Source organism: Streptomyces marokkonensis, assembly GCF_039539045.1.
Lineage (GTDB): Bacteria > Actinomycetota > Actinomycetes > Streptomycetales > Streptomycetaceae > Streptomyces > Streptomyces marokkonensis.
On the sequence record NZ_BAABCQ010000103.1, the window covers coordinates 1 to 17,852 of the forward strand.

General features: G+C 72.4%; 15 protein-coding genes, 1 tRNA gene and 1 riboswitch. Of the genes, 9 read left to right on the forward strand and 7 right to left on the reverse strand.

Going from position 1 to position 17,852, the window contains the following annotated elements:
- Positions 1 to 696: sulfite exporter TauE/SafE family protein (locus tag ABEA26_RS23315; protein ID WP_345595171.1), on the reverse strand; the 696-nt coding region annotated here is incomplete at its 3' end.
- A 446-nt stretch (positions 697 to 1,142) separates the two neighbouring features.
- Between ABEA26_RS23315 and ABEA26_RS23320 the strand changes: the two genes are divergently transcribed.
- A complete protein-coding gene (locus ABEA26_RS23320) occupies positions 1,143 to 1,718 on the forward strand; it encodes a sensor histidine kinase (protein ID WP_345595173.1) in 576 nt (191 codons plus the stop codon).
- On the forward strand, positions 1,715 to 2,380 hold the full coding sequence (locus ABEA26_RS23325; RefSeq protein ID WP_345595175.1) for a response regulator: 666 nt from the start codon (positions 1,715 to 1,717) through the stop codon (positions 2,378 to 2,380). The genes ABEA26_RS23320 and ABEA26_RS23325 overlap by 4 nt, the downstream gene beginning before the upstream one ends.
- 133 nt (positions 2,381 to 2,513) lie before the next feature.
- Here ABEA26_RS23325 and ABEA26_RS23330 read toward each other — a convergent pair whose 3' ends face one another.
- Both ABEA26_RS23330 and ABEA26_RS36405 read right to left on the reverse strand, forming a co-directional pair.
- Positions 2,514 to 3,728 carry a 2-dehydropantoate 2-reductase N-terminal domain-containing protein gene (locus ABEA26_RS23330; protein ID WP_345595177.1) on the reverse strand — a complete coding sequence of 405 codons (1,215 nt, stop codon included), beginning with the start codon at positions 3,726 to 3,728 and terminating at the stop codon, positions 2,514 to 2,516.
- Positions 3,729 to 3,779: 51 nt separating this feature from the next.
- Positions 3,780 to 4,136 (reverse strand): GntR family transcriptional regulator, encoded by a 357-nt coding sequence (locus tag ABEA26_RS36405; RefSeq protein WP_425587886.1) that lies wholly within the window; start codon positions 4,134 to 4,136, stop codon positions 3,780 to 3,782.
- 29 nt (positions 4,137 to 4,165) lie between these two features.
- On the opposite strand from ABEA26_RS36405, the gene ABEA26_RS23340 reads away from it, so the two are divergent.
- The 6 genes from ABEA26_RS23340 (at position 4,166) to ABEA26_RS23365 (ending at position 9,852) form a co-directional block, all read left to right on the forward strand.
- The gene (locus ABEA26_RS23340; protein WP_345595179.1) at positions 4,166 to 4,537 is read left to right on the forward strand and encodes a hypothetical protein; all 372 of its coding nucleotides are present in this window, start codon (positions 4,166 to 4,168) and stop codon (positions 4,535 to 4,537) included.
- A gap of 43 nt (positions 4,538 to 4,580) precedes the next feature.
- Complete coding sequence (locus tag ABEA26_RS23345; RefSeq protein ID WP_345595181.1) at positions 4,581 to 5,711, forward strand: dihydrofolate reductase family protein; 1,131 nt, start codon at positions 4,581 to 4,583, stop codon at positions 5,709 to 5,711.
- A 67-nt stretch (positions 5,712 to 5,778) separates the two neighbouring features.
- Positions 5,779 to 5,852, forward strand: a tRNA-Met gene (locus ABEA26_RS23350).
- Positions 5,853 to 6,059: 207 nt separating this feature from the next.
- On the forward strand, positions 6,060 to 7,283 hold the full coding sequence (locus tag ABEA26_RS23355) for a PP2C family protein-serine/threonine phosphatase (RefSeq protein ID WP_345595207.1): 1,224 nt from the start codon (positions 6,060 to 6,062) through the stop codon (positions 7,281 to 7,283).
- A gap of 243 nt (positions 7,284 to 7,526) precedes the next feature.
- A riboswitch (cyclic di-AMP (ydaO/yuaA leader) is annotated at positions 7,527 to 7,684 on the forward strand.
- Between the two features lie 11 nt (positions 7,685 to 7,695).
- Positions 7,696 to 8,727 (forward strand): M23 family metallopeptidase, encoded by a 1,032-nt coding sequence (locus ABEA26_RS23360; RefSeq protein ID WP_345595183.1) that lies wholly within the window; start codon positions 7,696 to 7,698, stop codon positions 8,725 to 8,727.
- A gap of 180 nt (positions 8,728 to 8,907) precedes the next feature.
- A complete protein-coding gene (locus tag ABEA26_RS23365) occupies positions 8,908 to 9,852 on the forward strand; it encodes an aldo/keto reductase (protein ID WP_345595185.1) in 945 nt (314 codons plus the stop codon).
- A gap of 15 nt (positions 9,853 to 9,867) precedes the next feature.
- Here the strand turns inward: ABEA26_RS23365 and ABEA26_RS23370 are convergent, their stop codons facing one another.
- From ABEA26_RS23370 to ABEA26_RS23385, 4 genes are all read right to left on the reverse strand, one after another.
- Positions 9,868 to 11,142 (reverse strand): PrsW family intramembrane metalloprotease, encoded by a 1,275-nt coding sequence (locus ABEA26_RS23370; RefSeq protein WP_345595187.1) that lies wholly within the window; start codon positions 11,140 to 11,142, stop codon positions 9,868 to 9,870.
- Positions 11,143 to 11,152: 10 nt separating this feature from the next.
- A complete protein-coding gene (gene trmB, locus ABEA26_RS23375; protein ID WP_345595189.1) occupies positions 11,153 to 11,989 on the reverse strand; it encodes a tRNA (guanosine(46)-N7)-methyltransferase TrmB in 837 nt (278 codons plus the stop codon).
- Positions 11,990 to 12,239: 250 nt separating this feature from the next.
- Complete coding sequence (lhgO, locus tag ABEA26_RS23380; protein WP_345595191.1) at positions 12,240 to 13,523, reverse strand: L-2-hydroxyglutarate oxidase; 1,284 nt, start codon at positions 13,521 to 13,523, stop codon at positions 12,240 to 12,242.
- A 75-nt stretch (positions 13,524 to 13,598) separates the two neighbouring features.
- Positions 13,599 to 15,023: an NsdA family TPR-like regulatory protein gene (locus ABEA26_RS23385; protein WP_345595193.1), complete on the reverse strand. Its 1,425-nt coding sequence runs from the start codon at positions 15,021 to 15,023 to the stop codon at positions 13,599 to 13,601.
- Positions 15,024 to 15,712: 689 nt separating this feature from the next.
- On the opposite strand from ABEA26_RS23385, the gene ABEA26_RS23390 reads away from it, so the two are divergent.
- Positions 15,713 to 17,836, forward strand: a complete 2,124-nt coding sequence (locus ABEA26_RS23390) for an asparagine synthase-related protein (protein ID WP_345595195.1) — start codon at positions 15,713 to 15,715, stop codon at positions 17,834 to 17,836.
- Positions 17,837 to 17,852 lie beyond the last annotated feature (16 nt).

Sequence of the window (17,852 nt, forward strand, 5' to 3'; positions counted from 1 at the left end):
CAGAGCGGAAGTAATACCCAGGACAATGACCGCCTTTCGCATGCGCTCACTGTCAATTCGATGCCTGATACGTCCCGACAGCAGAAATCCCGCCGCCATCGCGGGCAGCAGCATCGTGGCGGCGACGAACTGCGAACCAGGCAGCCGGCCGGCTAGCGCCAGCGTGCCGAGCGAGAGCAGGGCGCCCACGGCGAAGAAGACCCCCAGCGTGCCGCGGATCACCGGACCGGGCTCGCGGTGGTAGAGCAGCGCAGTGAAGGGACCGCCGATCGAAGCGGTGGTACCGGTGATCCCGGCGATCACCCCGGAGGCGATCAGCGTGGCCCGGTTCTTCGGTAAACGGGCAGGTGAGACGACCATCACACCGACTACCGAGAGTGTGATGACCGCAGCCAGCAGGTCGATGAGCCGAACAGAGACCAGCGCGATCACCCCGGCGGCGGCCGCCGTGCCCACGAGTCGGCCGAGCAGCGCCCAGGACAGACCGGGCCAGTCCGTGTACCGCGCTTCCCTGGCCACGGTGAGCAACGCCAGCGTCAGCGCCACCAGCAGCATCGAACCCGGCATCAGGTCCGGATCCGCGATCTGCACCACGGGAGCCGCGACGAGGGCGAGTCCCACGCCCATGCTCCCCTGGACGACCGTTCCCAGGAAGACGGCGACCGCGGCACACAGTATGGCTATCAGGTCGGGCACGGCTCATTCCCACTCCGGACCACGGCGACCCATGCCCCCACCCGGTCCATCGGCCTTTCGATGTCACTCGGAGTGAGGCTAGGTCAGGGCGTACATCCCCACCGCGTTCTGAGCGATGAAATCTCTTTACTTTGGAGATCTTGTTCTGATTGTTTTGATCCCGATACAGGCAGCGGAGGTACGGGGGTCTTGACCGCCTGGCTGTGATCGTGCCTATGCCGCGACGGCCTTCGATGTAAACGAACGACCAGATTGGCAGGGGGAGAATGATCAATTCCTCAACCGTGCTCCGGGGGGCCGCACCACGTACTCCGGACCGAGCGAGTGACCGAGGCAACGGCACCGCGGCGACGCGACCCGTCGCCGCGGGCCGCGCGTGGCCGGACGTCGACCACGTACGCACGCTGCTCGCTCGAAGCTATTCCCGGAACCCCGACGATCTACGGGTGTGGAGGCACGAGCGCAGGAACGTGCTGCACACGCTGGTCGGCCTGGTGGAACTCGGTAGGTGCGGCGAGGGCGTTGGCCTGAGCGGCGTCCACGACCCCTTCGTCAAGGCTCTGTTGATCGTCAAGACGGCGGAGGCGGAGGAACGTGGCGTAGCGCTGAAACTGAGTGGGGATACCGCACTTCTCAACCCCGCGGTCGCCCCGGCCACCCTCGTCTCGGTACTCGGCAACCTCATCGACAACGCGCTCGACGCGGTCCTCGCCCCCTCCCGCCCGAGCCCCTTGATCGAGGTCGCGCTGTACGAGGAGGATGACGCCGACGCCGCGGTACTGCGCGTGACGGACAACGGCCCAGGGGTGGCGAGCGGGCAGCGCGAGCGGGTATTCACTGACGGGTGGTCCACCAAACAACGCCCCGGCCGAGAGCCCAGAGGGCTCGGCCTCGCGCTCGTACGGCAGGTCGCCGAAGAATGCGGTGGCACAGCGCGGGTGACCGCGCGTGAGGGCGGCGGCGCGGTGTTCACCGTACGGCTGCCCGGAGCGCTGCGCGCCCGTGGACGGGGCAGATCGTGATCGAGGTACTCGTCGTGGACGACGACTTTCATGTGGCGGAGATCAACGCGGCGTATGTCTCGAAGGTCCCTGGCTTCCATGTCGCAGGCCGGGCGCACAGCGCGGCACCGGCCCTCGCGGCCATCGAGCGTGGCGGCATCGACCTGGTACTTCTCGATCAGTACCTACCGGACATGAGCGGGCTGTCGCTGACCCGTCGGCTGCGTCAGCGCAACCATGACGTTGACGTGATCATGGTTACCGCGGACAGGAGTACGACGTCCGTCCGGGCTGCGCTGCGCGTCGGAGTGCTCCAGTACCTCGTCAAGCCGTTCGACTCCTCGGGGCTGGCCGCGAAGCTGAAGGCGTACGCACAGCTGCGTGCCGCTCTCGGCCACGGCGAGGCCGGGCAGGAGGAGGTGGACCGGATCTTCGGCACCCTGCGGACCCTGACCGGCGTCACCCCGTCGTCCAAGGGGTACTCGGAGCGAACCAGCGAACTGATCCACCATGTGGTCTCCTGCGCGAGCGAACCGCTTTCCGCCCAGGAGGTGGCCCAGCACAGCGGGGTAAGCCGGTCCACTGCCCAGCGCTATCTCAAGTACCTGGAGGAGACGGGCCGGTTGCGCCTCACGCTCAAGTACGGGGACACCGGCCGCCCCGAGCACCGTTACGGGGCCTAGGTTCTGCGGCACTCCGGGTGCCGGCCCTCGTACGGAAGGTGCCAGGGCCTGCACCCGGAGTGGCGAGGGCGCGGCTCCGCCCCGGTGTCGGGACGGCCGAGGAATCCGGAAGCTGCTCGGCGCCGCTCCGGGCTCAGTCGGCGTCGACGAGTGCGGTGAGCTCTGCGGCGGTGAGGGAGCCGGGCATCCGACGCTCGCGTGCGCAGGCGTTGGCGACGCGCTGGAGCATCCCGTTGACCGGGGTGGGCACGGAGTGCAGGCGCCCGAGGAGGACGATCTCGCCGTTCAGGTAGTCCACTTCGATCGAGCCGGTCCCTCGGACCAGGCTCTGCCACGACGAGCCGCCACCGCGGGCCATGCCCTCGAGTGGCTGCACGTCCACGTTCCCGTCGCGGAGCGCACGCTGTTCTTGTGTGCTCGCCCGGTCCGTCCCCGCAGCGTCGAGGACGGCGGTGGCTTCCGCCACGGCCCGTTCCACCAGGGCCTGACCCGCTTCCCCGGAGCCCGGCCCGCAGACCGCGTCCACGGCATTGGCGAGGTTGCCGAGCAGCTTCGCGTACTTCCACCGCATCACGTCCGGTACGACCGGAGCCAGCAGAGCGGACTTCTCCAGATCGTCCGCCACGCTCCGGACCAGCTCGTCTGCGGCTCCGGCCGGATAGCGGCCGAGGGTGAGGGCGCCGGTGTACGGGGCGCAGGGGGCGGCGATCACCCCGGCTTCCAGGTACGTGGAGGGCAGCAGCACGCACATCCCGTAGACCCGGCGGAAGCGCCGCAGGGCCAGCCGCTCGCCTTCCACCCCGTTCTGCGCGCAGAACAGTGGCAGCCGCTCACCCGCTACCAAGCCGCCGGTAACGGGCTGAGCGGCCCAGATGTCCAGCGCGGCCACACAGTCCTGGGTCTTCACGGCGAGTATCAGCACGTCATCGGCCCGGAGCTCGACCGCCTCGGGCCCGTCGACGACGGGGATCTGGAGGTCGCGGGCACCCTGTGGCGTGACGAAGCGCAATCCGTTCTCCCGCAGCGCCCGGTAGTGCTCCCCACGTGCGACCAGTACGACTTCGTGCCCACTCTCATGGAGCCGCCCGCCGATCGATCCGCCTACCGCGCCCGCCCCGATGATGATGTAGCGCATCCCATACTCCCGAGTTGACGTCCTGATCATTCGTTCCAGGAGAGTAACCGGGAGCGTCGACAAGGTGAGGACATCGCGGACGAAGCCGCCGCCCAGCGCGGTGATCACCCCGAGTACGGCAACGCCGACCACGTCCAGCCGCGCCGTACGCACCGCCGTCAGCGCCCCGTTCAGCCCGTGCGCGAACGTGCCGGTGGGACCCAGGGCGAGCAACGGCCCGGGTTCGGAGCTCCTGCGGGGGCGGTCATCCCGCCGACGGGGGCGTCAGCCGGTGGGTTTGTCCTCGTCGTCGGCGGGGGCGCCGGTGGGCGGATGCTCCACGACGAACGACCCCTTGCCGCGCACGGTGACGATGAGTCCCCGTTCGCGGAGCTCCTGTGCGGTCCGGCGCGCGGTGAGTCGCGCCACGCCGTACTCGTCGGCGAGATGGTTCTCCGACGGGATGGGCCTGTCCGGCGCCAGCTCTCCCGACTCCGTCACCTCCTCCTCGACGACACGGCCTCCCGCCTCGTCCGCCCCTACCTCACCGCCCACGAACAGGAGCAGGAACAGGACCGTCAGCGGCATCGCCGCCTCGCCCTCGTGCTCGCCGCCGACTTCGGTATCGACCTCGACCTGCACGTCGTCGGCGCGCGGAAGGCGGCCGCGTGATGGAGGCGTACACCGCGCTGCGGCTGCTCCCCTGGCTGTCGGCGGAGGGCAAGCCCTGCTTCCTCGCCCCCGGCGACGGCGGCGGGACCGTGTCCCGCCTCGCCGACGAGACGGAGGCCCGGCAACTCGCCGAAGGGCTGGACGTCCTCCGCTCCGCCCGCCGACCGCTGGCCGACCCCGTGTCCCCGAACGCCGAGGTCCGCTACACGGCGATCCGGCTGACCGGGTGCCTCGCCGACGTATTGCGGGTCGCGGAGTCCCGGGGGCGCCGCCTACCCGGGGCGGACGATGAGGTCGATCACGGCTCGCCCCAGTGGCGACACTGGAACCTCCGCCAGGACCTTGCCGGTCGTGCGCCGTCCCGGGCCTAGGGTTGCCCCGCCGGAACTGCCGCTCGTCCCCCCGGAGTGACTGATGCCCCTCCCGTACGTCCTGCTCTCCGCCGCCGTCTCCCTCGACGGCTACCTGGACGACACCGGCCCCGAACGGCTCCTGCTCTCCTCGCCGGCCGACTTCGACCGGGTCGACGAGGTGCGGGCGTCCGTCGACGCGATCCTCGTCGGGGCCGGCACGATCCGGGCCGACAACCCGCGGCTGCTGGTGAACTCCGCCGAGCGGCGGGCCGAACGGGTGGCGGAAGGGCGGGCGGAGTACCCGCTCAGGGTCACGGTCAGCGGCAGCGGTGAGCTGGACCCGGCGGCGCGGTTCTGGCACACGGGAGGGGACAAGGTACTCCTCACCACGGGCGACGGCGCCCGGCGGGCCCGCGCGCTGGGGATCGCCGCCGACGTCGTGTCCCTCGGCCCGGCCCTCGACTGGCGGGCAGCTCTGGAGTACCTGCACGACCGGCGGGGGGTGCGGCGGCTCATGGTCGAGGGCGGCGGGACCGTCCACACCCAGCTGTTGCGGCAGGAACTCGCCGACGAACTGCAGCTCGTCCTCGCCCCGGTGGTCGTGGGGGACCCGGACGCGCCCAGGCTGTTCGGGCCCGGTGGCTATCAGGGCGGGCGGCTGCGGCTGGTGGAGTCGCGGCGCATCGAGGACGTCGTGCTCATGCGCTACCGGCCGACGGCTCCCGGCACCGGCGACCGGGTCTCCGCCGCCGACCGGCACTGGCTGGCGCTCGCCTGCGAGCTGGCGGAGCTGTGCCCGCCGTCCCGGGCTGCGTTCAGCGTGGGGGCGGTCGTGGTCGCCGCCGACGGGACCGAGCTGGCGCGCGGGCACTCACGGGAGGGGGACGACCCCGTCGTGCACGCCGAGGAGGCCGCGCTGGCCAAGGTCGACCCGGTCGATCCGCGGCTCTCGGCCGCCACCGTGTACAGCAGCCTCGAGCCGTGCGCCCGCCGCGCCTCCCGGCCCGCGCCCTGCGCCCGGCTGATCCTCGACGCCGGGGTGCGCCGCGTCGTCACGGCCTGGCGGGAGCCGGACACCTTCGTACCGGGGGCCGACGGCAGCGGGGTCCTCGCCGCGGAGGGTGCCGTGGTGGTCGTACTGCCGGAGTACGAGGGGCGGGCGAAGGCGCCGAACCGCCATCTGGAGAGGTAGCAGGAGGGGCGGGGAGATACGGATGTGCATTCCACCTCCGGGGTGGGGTACAGTAAAGACACAACGGCGCGGGGTGGAGCAGCTCGGTAGCTCGCTGGGCTCATAACCCAGAGGTCGCAGGTTCAAATCCTGTCCCCGCTACTAAAGGCCGAAGGCCGGAATCCTTAAGGGTTCCGGCCTTCGGTGCGTTTGGGGTCGCGTTCGCGTTCGTCGTCTTGTCCGCTGTCGCCCTCACCTCACCCTCACCCGTTCGGCCCTCACAGCTCGCCCCCCGTCCCCGCTCCGGGGAATCTGGAGGACGGGACGGCAAGCGGCGTGGACGTGCGGGGTGGCGGGAGACGAGTGGTGGTGCGGCCAGGTGACGTGGACGACGGCGAGGGAGCGTACGCCAGGGCCGGCGGCCGGCTCCCCGGCGATCCCGTGCCCGACCCGGGCCTCGGCGACCGTCCGGGGCCGGGGCCGGGGCCGTCGGCCGTCGGCCGGATGCGGCGGTGGCGGTCCTCGTACGGGCCGTACGGGCGGGCCTTCGTGCGCCTGCTCCCCGTACTGCTGATCGTCGTCGCCATCCTGTACGACCTCTTCACCCCGAGGTACTTCACCGCCGGCCCCCTCTACACGGCCGCACCCCTGGTCGCCGCCCCGATCTACTCACGGCGTGGCACGGCGCTCACCGGTGTCGCCGTGGTCGCCGCCGTCATCGGGCTGCAAGTGAGCATGGGCGTCGTCCACTTCGTCGACTCCCTCACCGAGCTGATCACCATCGCGACGGTCGCCGTGCTCGCCGTCCTCGTCAACGCCTTCGTCCGCCGCACCGGCGAGCGACTCGTCTCCGTCCGCGAGATCGCCGAGGCCGCCCAGCGGGCCGTGCTGCCCGAACCGGCCGAGCGGATCGGCGGGTTCGAGATCGCCGCCTGCTACGAGGCCGCGCAGGCCGACGCCTTCATCGGCGGCGACCTGTACGCGGTGCAGGACAGCGCGCGTGGCATCCGGCTCATCGTGGGGGACGTGCGCGGCAAGGGTATGGGCGCGGTGGCCGCCGTCGCCGTCGTGATCGGCGCCTTCCGGGAGGCCGCCGAGCAGGAGGTGACCCTGGAGGCGGTGGCGCAGCGGCTGGAACGGGCGCTGGCCCGCGAGGGCACCCGGCGGGACGGGCTGGACGCCTTCGAGGGCTTCACCACCGCCGTACTCGCCGAACTCCCGCACGGCGACGGGATCGTCCGCATCGTCAACCGAGGCCATCCGCCGCCCCTGCTGCTGTACGCCGACGGCACCCTGCGCCCGCTGCCCGCCCGGGAGGCGGCGCTGCCGCTCGGCATGGGTGAACTGGGGGTGTGGCCCGACCGCGCGGAGGAGGCGCCGTTCCCCGGCGGAGCCACGCTGTTGCTGTACACCGACGGAGTGTCGGAAGCCCGCGACGGCCGGGGCGAGTTCTACGACCCGCACGCGCGGCTGGCCGGTCGCGTCTTCCGCCATCCGGAGGAACTCCTCGGCACCCTCGCCGACGACGTGCGCCGGCACTCCGGGGGCGGCATGGCGGACGACATGGCGCTGCTCGCCGTAAGACGACCTTGATCAACATTACCTGCCGTGACGGGTCGACCCCCCTCCGCATAACAACTGACACAACGTCAGAAACTCGTGGCGTGAAAGGGAATACCGAAGCCGGGTCAACTCGCCCGGTTTTTGCCGGTCATGAGGCGTACGTCCCGGCCGGATTCGCTAATGATCAAGAGGAACCGCTTGGAATCCGAGCCTCGCGTCTATTAACGTTCGATAACGCAGCGCGGTCGTCCCAGCCGTCACAGAAGGCGGCTCCGTGCGCACGCGCCGAATCCCGCAAGGGAACCGGGGAACCACCACATTGGGGTGAATCGGGCGTATGACGCCGTGGAGACACGGCGGATATACGCGCGTAGGAGACCTTCCTGCTCCGAACCCGTCAGCTAACCCGGTAGGCGAGAGGGAAGGAAAGGAGTGCGCCCACGTGGCGTCCAACAGGCCTGCCCCCGAGGCCCCGTTCGTGCCGAACCAGCACGAGACCGACACCTTCGGCTACGACGGCTACCGTCCCGAAGAGGGCCCCTGGGAGGAATGGAATCCCACCGCGGAGTCCATCCGTCCCGTACGGGGCAAGCACCGCGTCGCCAAGCAGCGCGGCGGACTCGCCCGCAGTTCCACCGTCCTCGGCGTCGGTGTCATAGCTGCCGTCGGCGCGGGCGGCATGGCCAGCGCGCAGACCGGCAAGCCGCCGGTGTCGATCTCCATGCCGGACCTGCCGAACGTCGGCTCGCTCATCTCCGACGAGGAGGAGCCGGAGCCCGAAGGCTCCGCCACCCCGCTCAGCGGCGTCACCACGGTCGCCGCGGACACCTCGGAGGGCACCTCCGACGCCGGCGAGACGCTGCGGGCCCGGATCATGGCGCAGGCCGAGCAGCAGCAGGCCCAGGTCGAGGCCAAGGCCGCCGCCGAAGCCGCCGCCGCCGCCGAGGAGAAGGCCGCGGAAGCCGCCGCCAAGGCGGAGAAGGAGGCCGAGGCCAAGGCCGCCGCCGCCAAGAAGAAGGCGGAGGAGGAGGCCGCGAAGAAGGCCGAGGCCGAGCGTCTCGCGAAGCTGGCCAAGCAGTACACGCTGCCGACCTCCTCGTACACGATCTCCTCCAGCTTCGGTCAGGCCGGCGCCTACTGGTCCTCCGGCTACCACACGGGCCTCGACTTCGCCGCCCCCACGGGCACGCTGCTCAAGGCCGTCCACAGCGGCACCATCACGTCGGCCGGCTACGAAGGGTCGTACGGCTACAAGACCGTGCTCACCCTCGACGACGGCACCGAGATCTGGTACGCCCACCAGTCCTCCATCAACGTCAGCGTCGGCCAGAAGGTCACCACGGGTGACGTCATCGGCCGCGTCGGCGCCACCGGCAACGTCACCGGCGCCCACCTCCACATGGAGGTCCACACCAGCGACGGCGGCGGCATCGACCCGATGGCGTGGCTGGTGAGCAAGGGCCTCACCCCCTGAGACCCCTGAGCCCCGCCTCGCGCGCCGCCCGTCCCCGCCTCTCCCCCTGATCACAGCCCGCCGCCTCTGATCCCCCGGCGGTCCTGACGGCGCCCCCCCCCGACGTCAGGGCTGCCGGTTTGCGCGAACTTTGCGCCGTCACCGGAATCATCGGGTCCGCCGCGCTCGTTGACGCAGGACATGACTTCTCTGCGCAAGCTCGGCTCCTCCGACCTGAAGGTCTTCCCCCTCGCCCTCGGCGGCAACGTCTTCGGCTGGACCGCCGACCAGGACACCTCCTTCGCCGTCCTCGACGCCTACACGGCGGCCGGCGGCAACTTCCTCGACACCGCCGACTCCTACTCCGCGTGGGTCGACGGCAACAGCGGCGGCGAGTCCGAGACCGTCATCGGCGAGTGGCTCGCCTCCCGCGGCAACCGCGGCGACGTCGTCCTCGCGACCAAGGTCAGCCAGCACCCCGAGTACCCGGGTCTGAGCGCCGCGAACATCAAGGCCGCCGCCGACGCCTCGCTGCGCCGCCTGGGTACCGACCACATCGACCTCTACTACACCCACTTCGACAAGCCCGAGGTGCCGGTGGAGGAGATCATCGGCGCGCTCGACGAGCTGGTGAGGGCGGGCAAGGTCCGGCACATCGCGGCGTCCAACATCTCAGCCGAGCGGCTCGAGGCCTCTCTCGCCTTCTCCGACCGCGAGGGCATCGCCCGGTACGTGGCCCTCCAGCCCCACTACAACCTGGTCTCGCGCGACACGTACGAGGGCGAACCGCGCGACCTCGCGGAGCGGGCGGGCCTGGCCGCCGTGCCGTACTACTCACTCGCGTCCGGCTTCCTCACGGGCAAGTACCGGGCCGGCGCGACGGTCGACAGCCCGCGGGCCGGCGGTGCCGCGAAGCACCTGGAGACCGAGCGCGGCCGGCGGGTCCTCGCGGCCCTGGACGAGATCGCCGAGGCGCACGACGCCCCCGTTGCCACTGTCGCCCTGGCCTGGCTGGCCGCGCAGCCCACGGTTACCGCGCCGATCGCGTCCGCGCGCACGGTGGAGCAGCTGCCGGCGCTGCTGGGGGTGGCGGAGCTGAGCCTGACGGAGGACGAGGTCGGAAGGCTGACACAGGCGTCGGCCTGAGTCCGGTCGCGGCCGTTACGGCCGCCGGTAGGGGGCGTACGCGCTGTACGGCCGGTACGGATGGCCCCAGGGCGGTACGGCCACCGGTGCGGGCGGCGCGGTGGCCCGGCACGCGTGGTCCAGGGCCGGGCGCGCCACGTCGCGCCGGTGCCACAGGGCGTCCAGCAGTTGCCGTTCCCGTACGGCGAAGTCGGCGCCCGCCCCGCCTCGGCGTCCGCGCTGCCGCAGGAACGCCAGCGAGGTCGCGTACGCCTCGTACTGCGCCACCGCCCGCGCCGCCTCCTTCCCGGAGTGCCGGTGTGCGTGCTGCCGGGCGATGCGGCGGGCGCGCATCGAGCCGAGCGCGTACGGCTCGCCCGGAGCCAGCCAGCCGGCCATGACGTACACGGGCAGTTCGGCCCGTACGGTGACCAGCTCGCGCTGCCGGGTCCAGATCGCCAGCCAGGTCAGCAGGCCGAAGGCGGGCACCATGAACGTCGCGTACACGGCGAGGAAGCCGTACTCGCCGAACGAGGCCGAGCCGTTCCACAGGGCGTGCGTGCCCATCGCGAGCAGCAGGCCGCCCAGGGGGAGCAGGGCACGGCGCAGGCGGTGACGGCCCGCGGAGAGCGCGGCGACGCCGAAGCCGATGCCGGTGAGCACGGTGAAGAGCGGGTGGGCGAACGGCGACATGACGATACGGACGAAGAAGGTCGCCGCGGTGACGGACGCGAGTCCGCTGTCGCCGGTGAGCTGGTCGGTGCCGAAGGCATTGCCCAGGTAGAGGATGTTCTCGGTGAAGGCGAAACCGGTGGCGGTGACACCGGCGACGACCACGCCGTCGACGATGCCGTTGAAGTGGCGCCTGCGGAAGAGGAAGACGAGCAGGACGGCGGCGGCCTTGGCCGACTCCTCGACGACCGGGGCTATGACCGTGGCGCCGAGCGTGTCGGCGCCGGCCGGGTCGGCGGTGGCCGTCGCTATCCATCTCGTCGCGAAGCTGTTCGCGACGATCGCCATCAGCGCCGCCGCGCAGGCGCCCCAGGCGAAGCAGAACAGCAGGTTCCGCCAGGGCCCCGGCTCGACCCGGTCCAGCCAGCGGAACGCGGCCAGTAGCAGCGGGACGGGCAGCACCGCGAGCCCGAGCCCCACCAGGAACCCGCGCGTACCGGTCTGTTCGCGCACCAGGGCCAGGATCACCAGGCCGGCGAGCGCGAGCAGCGCGACCAGCGCGCCGTGACGGAACCAGGAACGCTGCCACCAGGGCGGATACGGATGCGGAAGCGTCGTATACGGAGGACTGGTGGCCACGGCATGGACCCTAACCGGTGGGGGGCTGCTCCCTGTGCCGTACGCGGCGGAAGAGCAGGTCGTTCACGACATGACCCTTGTCCAGTCCCTGGCCCTCGAAACGGGTCATCGGCCGGTGGGCGGGACGCGGCGCGAAACCGCCGTCCGGCACGGTGTTCTCGAAGCCGGGGTGCGCGGTGAGGACCTCGAGCATCTGCTCCGCGTACGGCTCCCAGTCGGTGGCACAGTGCACGACCGCCCCCGGCGCGAGCCGGGTCGCGGCCAGATCCAGGAACTCCGGCTGGATCAGACGGCGTTTGTGGTGCCGCTTCTTGGGCCAGGGGTCGGGGAAGTAGACGCGCAGTCCGGCGAGGGAGTCGGGGGTGAGCATCTCGCGGAGGAGGATGATCGCGTCGCCGTTGGCCACCCGGATGTTGGGGAGCTCCTCCTGTTCCGCGAGGCCGAGCAGGTTGCCCTGGCCGGGGGTGTGGACGTCCACGGCGAGGATGTTGGTGTCCGGGTCGGCGGCGGCCATCCGGGCGGTGGCCTCGCCCATGCCGAAGCCGATCTCCAGGACGGCGGGGCGCGAGTTGCCGAACAGCTCGCCGAGGTCGATGACCCGCTGCCCGTCGATGTCCAGCCCCCACACGGGCCACAGCCGCTGCAGCGCGTCCGCCTGCCCGGCGGTCACCCGGCTCCGCCGGGGCTGGAAACTCCGGATCCGCCGCTCGAAGTGCGACCCGGCGGGATCGGCCTTCGGCCCGTCGGGGAACCGGGGCTCACCCTTGGCACGGGTGTGCCGAACGGGGACACCGGTGTGCGGCGCGGCGGGCTGGGCGGCTTCGGGAGCACGATGGAAGTCAGACACAATGCCTCAATTTTACGACCCCGGCCGCCCCCGAGCTGCGGGCAGTCGCATCCTCCCAGTTGTGGGCAGCCGCATGCCCCCACCCCGCCCCCGCTGCGGGCAGTCGTGCCGCTGGTGCGGCACGGGTGGGCGCAGCGGTACCCGGCCGCCCCCGGCCCGCATCACCCACCCCGCGCCCGGGCCCGCGCCCGGGCCCGCCCCCGGGCCCGCCCCCGGGCCCGCACCCGGGCCCGCACCCCTCGGCAACCGCTCAGGCGGCAGCCCCCAGCATCCCCAACGCCCTCCGCCCCACTTCCCGCCCGATCGGCAGCGCCGCCGTCGCCGCGGGCGAGGGCGCGTTCAGGACATGCACCGCGCACGCCCCCTCACGGATCAGGAAGTCGTCCACCAGCGTCCCGTCCGCGAGCACCGCCTGCGCCCGCACCCCCGCCGGCGCGGCCACCAGGTCCCCCTCCGTCACCCCGGGCAGCAGCCGGCGCACGGCGGCGGTGAACGCACCCTTGGACAACGACCGCCGCAGCTCGCCCGCCCCGTACCTCCAGTGCCGCCGGGCGATCCGCCAGGAGCCCGGCCAGGTCAGCGTCCCGCCCAGCTCGCGGGGGTGCACCACGCCCCAGCCGTACCCCTCCCGGGCGAGCGCCGGCACCGCGTTGGGCCCGACGTGGACGCTCCCGTCTATCCCCCGGGTCAGATGCACGCCGAGGAAGGGGAACGCCGGGTCCGGCACCGGATACACCAGTCCCCGCACCAGCTCCGGCCGCGCCAGCTCGTAGTACTCGCCCCGGAAGGGGACGATCCGCATGCCGGGGTCGTCCCCCGTCATGCGGGCGATCCCGTCGCAGTGCAGCCCGGCGCAGTTGACCATGACGCGGGCGCGGATCACGTTCCCGGAGCTGGTGCGGACGGCGACACCGAGGTCCGGGCGCCGGTCGATGTGCCGTACCTCGGCGCCGTAGCGGATCTCCGCGCCCGACGCCCGGGCCAGCTGCCGGGCCACGGCGACGTAGTCGCAGACGCCGGTCGTGCCGACGTGTATGGCGGCGAGGCCCCGCACCTCGGGCTCGTACTCCGGGATCTGGGCGGCACCCAGCTCGCGCACCGGGATGCCGTTCTCCCGGCCGCGCTGCACGAGGGCGTGCAGCCGGGGCAGCTCGGCGCGGTCGGTGGCGACGATCAGCTTGCCGGTGACGGCGTGGGCGATGCCGTACTCGGCGCAGAACTTGACCATCTCCGCCGCGCCCCGCACCGCGTAGCGGGCCTTCAGCGAGCCCGGGCGGTAGTAGACGCCGCTGTGGATGACGCCGCTGTTGCGGCCCGTCTGGTGCCGGGCCGGTCCCGGCTCCTTCTCCAGCACCGTCACACGGGTGCCGGGCGCGGCGCGCGTGATCGCGTACGCCGTCGACAGGCCGACGATTCCGCCGCCGATCACCAGCACGTCGCAGTCGTACGCGGTGCCGTGCTCGCCACCCCGCGTGCGACCTTGTGCGCCGCCGTGCGCGCTGCCGTGCGCGGCCCCGGTCCGCACTCGTTCCATCTCCGGCCCACCTCCCGGCTTCGATAGTGCACTGCGCCACTGACAATGCCTTCAAACCCGGGAGGCGGTGATGGATCAGGCCGTCGTCATGAGCAGCGGCCGGGCGCGCTCGCGCAGCTCGACCACGCGGGGTTCGTCGCCGTAGGGCTCCAGGCGGTGCAGGAGGTCCTTGACGTACTCGGTGGTGCGGGCCGAGGAGATGCGGCCGGCCACCTCGACCGCCCGCACCCCCTGCTCGCAGGCCGCGTCCAGATTGCCCGACTCCAGCTCGGCCACCGCCGAGACGACGAGCCTGAGGCCGTGCGAGCGTACGAACTCCTCCGTCGGCTTCGACAGTGCCTGCTCGGTGAAGCGGCGGACCTGGCGTGGTGCCTTCAGGTCGCGGTAGCACTCGGCCGCGTCGGCGGCGAACCGGTCGTAGGAGTAGAAACCCAGCCACGTCGGGTCGCTGTCGCCGGGGCGGGCTCGCTCCAGCCAGCTCTCGGCGGCCTTCAGTGACGCACCGGCCGCCGGTGCGTCACTCGCGCGCGCGTGGGCGCGGGCCTCGACCAGGCGGAAGAAGCTCATGGTGCGGGCCGTGGCCAGGCCGCGGTTGCGTTCGAGCGCGGCCTGCGCGAGGTCCACGCCCTCGTCGCCGAAGCCGCGGTAGGTCGCCTGGAGGGACATGGAGGCGAGTACGTAGCCGCCCAGGGGCACGTCGGCCGCCGCGCGGGCCAGGCGCAGCGCCTGGATGTAGTACCGCTGGGCCGCCTCCTGCTGGCCGGTGTCGAAGGCCATCCAGCCGGCCAGGCGGGTCAGCTCGGCCGAGGCGCCGAACAGGGCGCGGCCGACCTCGTCGGAGTAGGAGCCGAGGAGCAGCGGGGCCGCCTCGACGCGTAAGCACTCGGGGACCATGGACGAACGCCAGTCGCCGCCGCCGTACTTGGAGTCCCAGCGCCGCGCGTCCTCGGCGGCCTCCCGCAGCTTCAGCACGTCACTGTGGCCGACTTTGAGCGGTGCGCCGGAGCCCTCGGCCGGGCTCGCGTCACGTGCCACCGAGCTGTCGGCCGGGGTTATCAGCCATCGTGAGGCGGGCGTTGCATATGCGCTCACCGCGAACGATCCGGCCAGCGACTGCCAGATGCCGCCGGCGCCGGAGCGGCGGCCGGCGAGGTCGAGACGGTACAACTCGGTGGCGGACCTGACCGCCTGGCCGACGTCCCGGGGGAAGGCGAGGCCCACCTCGGGCGCGGGATCCGCGTCCGCCAGGCCGATCTCGTGGAGCGGCACCGGACGGCCGAGCTTCTGGCCGATGGCGGCGGCGATGAGGTGCGGCGCCGCACCCTGCGGCACCATGCCCTTCGACACCCAGCGCGCCACCGACGTCTTGTCGTAGCGAAGAGTCAACCCGCGTTGGGCGCCGAGGTCGTTGACGCGCCGGGCGAGTCCTGCGTTGCTGATTCCCGCGAGGGCGAGAACGGCGCCGAGCTTCTCGTTCGGCCCGCGTTGCTCCCTGGACATGCGCCACCCCTCGACACAGACGGCTGCCGCGCTGGCATAACCATGCGGCATTCGTAAACACAGCGTAGTTCGCCGGATCCCATGCGTTAAGAGGCATTGTTCCGGATGGCGGGATTGTGGTCCGTACTCAAGTGCGGCACCTGCACGGTCTGTTGCCACGTGCTCCCGCTGTGTGGCCGTGCGCCCGCCCGTGCGCTCTTCTCCGGCCATCGGGGGAGCGGTTCCATGATGCTGCGTGGGTCGGCCCGCTGTACTGGATCCAGTGGGCTGGGGGACACCGTCGCCTACATCCCCGCGGGCGGCGGACCGGTCCGGGGGGCGTGCCTCGCCTCCCGGACCGCGCACCGCAGGCCGGTGCGCAAAGCCTGTACGGAGCGTGTTCGAGCGTGTCCGCGTGACGCCGATTTGGCTGAAAATCGACCCGGACGTTTCCGGGGTGCCGCGGCCCTCACCATGGGAGTTGAGGGCGCGTTGGGTAGCCAAAGAGCGCGCTCCGGGGGCGCATTCGCGTCGTCTTTACGCCCTCCGAGGAGGTGCGGCAAGGTAGTCGACGTTCTCGCGTGAGTCTCCGCGGGGGCGCATTCTCGGGAGCACACGTGGCTCCGCCGATGCTCTGCGGCGCGCCCTTCATGGCAGCATGGGACCAGTTCGTACGGTGCACTGGTTGTCCCCAGCCTGTGGAGGCGTCGATGCGGTGGTTGGTGGGGTGGAGCAGCGCCGCCGTGGGTTCCGCGGGAGTCACCGGAGCGGGCGGCTCCGCGGGGGCCACCGGCTACGACGGCGAGACCGTGCAGCCCGTGGGCTCCCAGCTGTTGTGGGGTGGTCCCGACCCTCTGTGGGCGGTCGGCGACTGGCGCCCCGACGAGGTTCGCCTGGTCACGGTCGACCCGCAGACCCGGATCGCCGTCCTCGGCATCTGCGGCGCCACCGACGAGCAGCTGCGCGTCGGACTGTTCGCCGCGCGCGGGGGCGCCCTCCGGCATCTGACGGCGTGGCCCGGCAGCTACACGGCCGTCGTCCAGGTGGGCCGGCGGATCACCGTCTGCGGCGACCTCGCGGGTGCGCGGCCGGTGTTCCACACTCCCTGGGCGGGCGGCACGGCGTACGCGACGGCGGCGCTGCCCCTGGCCGACCTCATCGAGGCCAACCTCGACTTCGGGCACCTCGCCGCGCTGCTCGCCGCGCCCGACGTACCGGCCGCGCTGGACGACTCCACTCCGTACGACGGCGTGAAACGCATTCCGCCGGGGCATGCGCTGATCCTTCGCGCCGGGGCGCGCGAGGTCGCCGGGTACGAGCAGGTGGCCTCGCTCGCCGTCGCCGCGCCCGCGGCCGACCCCGACCGGGCGGTGGACGGCGTACGGGACGCCCTGGTGGAGGCCGTGCGCACGCGTCTCGCCGCACCCCGGCACGTCCCCGGGGACGGCATCGACCCGGGCCCGGTGCCCGGCATGGGACCCGCGGAACGACGCGCCGCGCGCGGGATGCCGGTGCCGGGAATCGGGGCCGACCTGTCCGGCGGCCCGGCCTCCGGGACGCTGGCGCTGCTGGCCGCCGGGCTGCCGGGAATGCCGGGGACCGTGCTCGGACACGGGACCGGCTCGGGCGAGCGGCTGCTGGCCGTCACCTTCAACGACCTCGCCGTCGGCGGGCAGGAGGCCGAGCTGGAGCGGGCGGGGGCCCTCGCGGCCAACCCGCGGCTGCACCACGTGGTGGTCGCCGGCGGCGAGGACATGCTCCCGTACGCCACGCTGGACGGGCCGCTGACGGACGAGCCGGGTTCGTCCCTGGTCGCGTCGGCACGGCACCGGGCCCGGCTGGCCGCGGGCAGCGCGGACCACTTCACCGGATACGGGGCGCGGCAGGTGCTGGACGCCCATCCGGCGCGCCTGGCCGACCTGTTGATGGACCGCAAGCGCCGCCATCTCGTGCGGCCGTTCGCCGCGCTGGCCAAGGCCGACGGGTCGGTGCTGGTCCCGGGGCGCGTCTACGCGGCGGCCCGTCGGCTGGCACGCACGCCGTACCGCACCGGGCTCGAGGTGCTCTCCGAACGGCTGCTCCGCCGACGCTTCGACACGCCGGGCGACGGCGCGATGGAGGCGTCGCTGGCCGCGCTGGCCTGGGCCGGGCCGGGGCCGGCGGCACGGTGGCTGACCGGAGAGGCGCTGGCTGAAGTATCGGTTCGGCTGCAGACGTCCTCCCAGCGGTCCGGGGTCGGGCCCGGGCAGCGCCCCGGTGACTTCCGCGCGCGTGCGGCACTGGCCCGGCAGGCGGCGGACGTGCGGGTGCTGGAACAGGCCGCCGAGATCCGTTTCCAGCGTCTGCACACGCCGTTCCTCGACAACCAGGTCGTCCGCGCCTGCCGTGCGCTGCCGGAGGCGCTGCGGGTGCAGCCGGGGGCGCGGGCGTCGATTCTGCGTACGGTGCTGGAGGGTTCGGGGGTGAGCGAGCTGCCGAGCGGCTGGGGGGCGCCCACTCAGGGGCTGGCGGCTTCCGCCGCGCGGACGGGGCTGAGGGTCGCCGCGGACTCCCTGCTGGGGCTCTTCGACACGCCGCTGCTCGCCCAGGCGGGGCTGGTGGAGGCGCGGGTCGTGCGCAAGGCGGTCCGTGCGGCGGCCGCGGGCGAGGCGCTGCCCCTGGACGGGCTGGCCGACCTCGTCTCCCTCGAACTGTGGCTCGGCCGCCTCCTCGCCCGCCGCGGCACCTGCTGGACGGGCACCCCGGCCCGCCAACGCGCGGTACCGGGCGGCATCGTGCCGCAACGCGGTGCGCTGGGCGGGGCGCAGACGGGGGCGGTCGTGCGGCGCGTCTGACGGGCCGCGGGCGCGA

Bases quoted from the DNA above. Each gene is read 5' to 3' on its own strand.
- ABEA26_RS23340 (WP_345595179.1), top strand. From the start codon at position 4,166: ATGGAGGCGTACACCGCGCTGCGGCTGCTCCCCTGGCTGTCGGCGGAG.
- lhgO (WP_345595191.1), bottom strand. From the start codon at position 13,523: ATGGAACGAGTGCGGACCGGGGCCGCGCACGGCAGCGCGCACGGCGGC.
- ABEA26_RS23365 (WP_345595185.1), top strand. From the start codon at position 8,908: ATGACTTCTCTGCGCAAGCTCGGCTCCTCCGACCTGAAGGTCTTCCCC.
- ABEA26_RS23345 (WP_345595181.1), top strand. From the start codon at position 4,581: ATGCCCCTCCCGTACGTCCTGCTCTCCGCCGCCGTCTCCCTCGACGGC.
- ABEA26_RS23385 (WP_345595193.1), bottom strand. From the start codon at position 15,023: ATGTCCAGGGAGCAACGCGGGCCGAACGAGAAGCTCGGCGCCGTTCTC.
- ABEA26_RS23390 (WP_345595195.1), top strand. From the start codon at position 15,713: ATGCGGTGGTTGGTGGGGTGGAGCAGCGCCGCCGTGGGTTCCGCGGGA.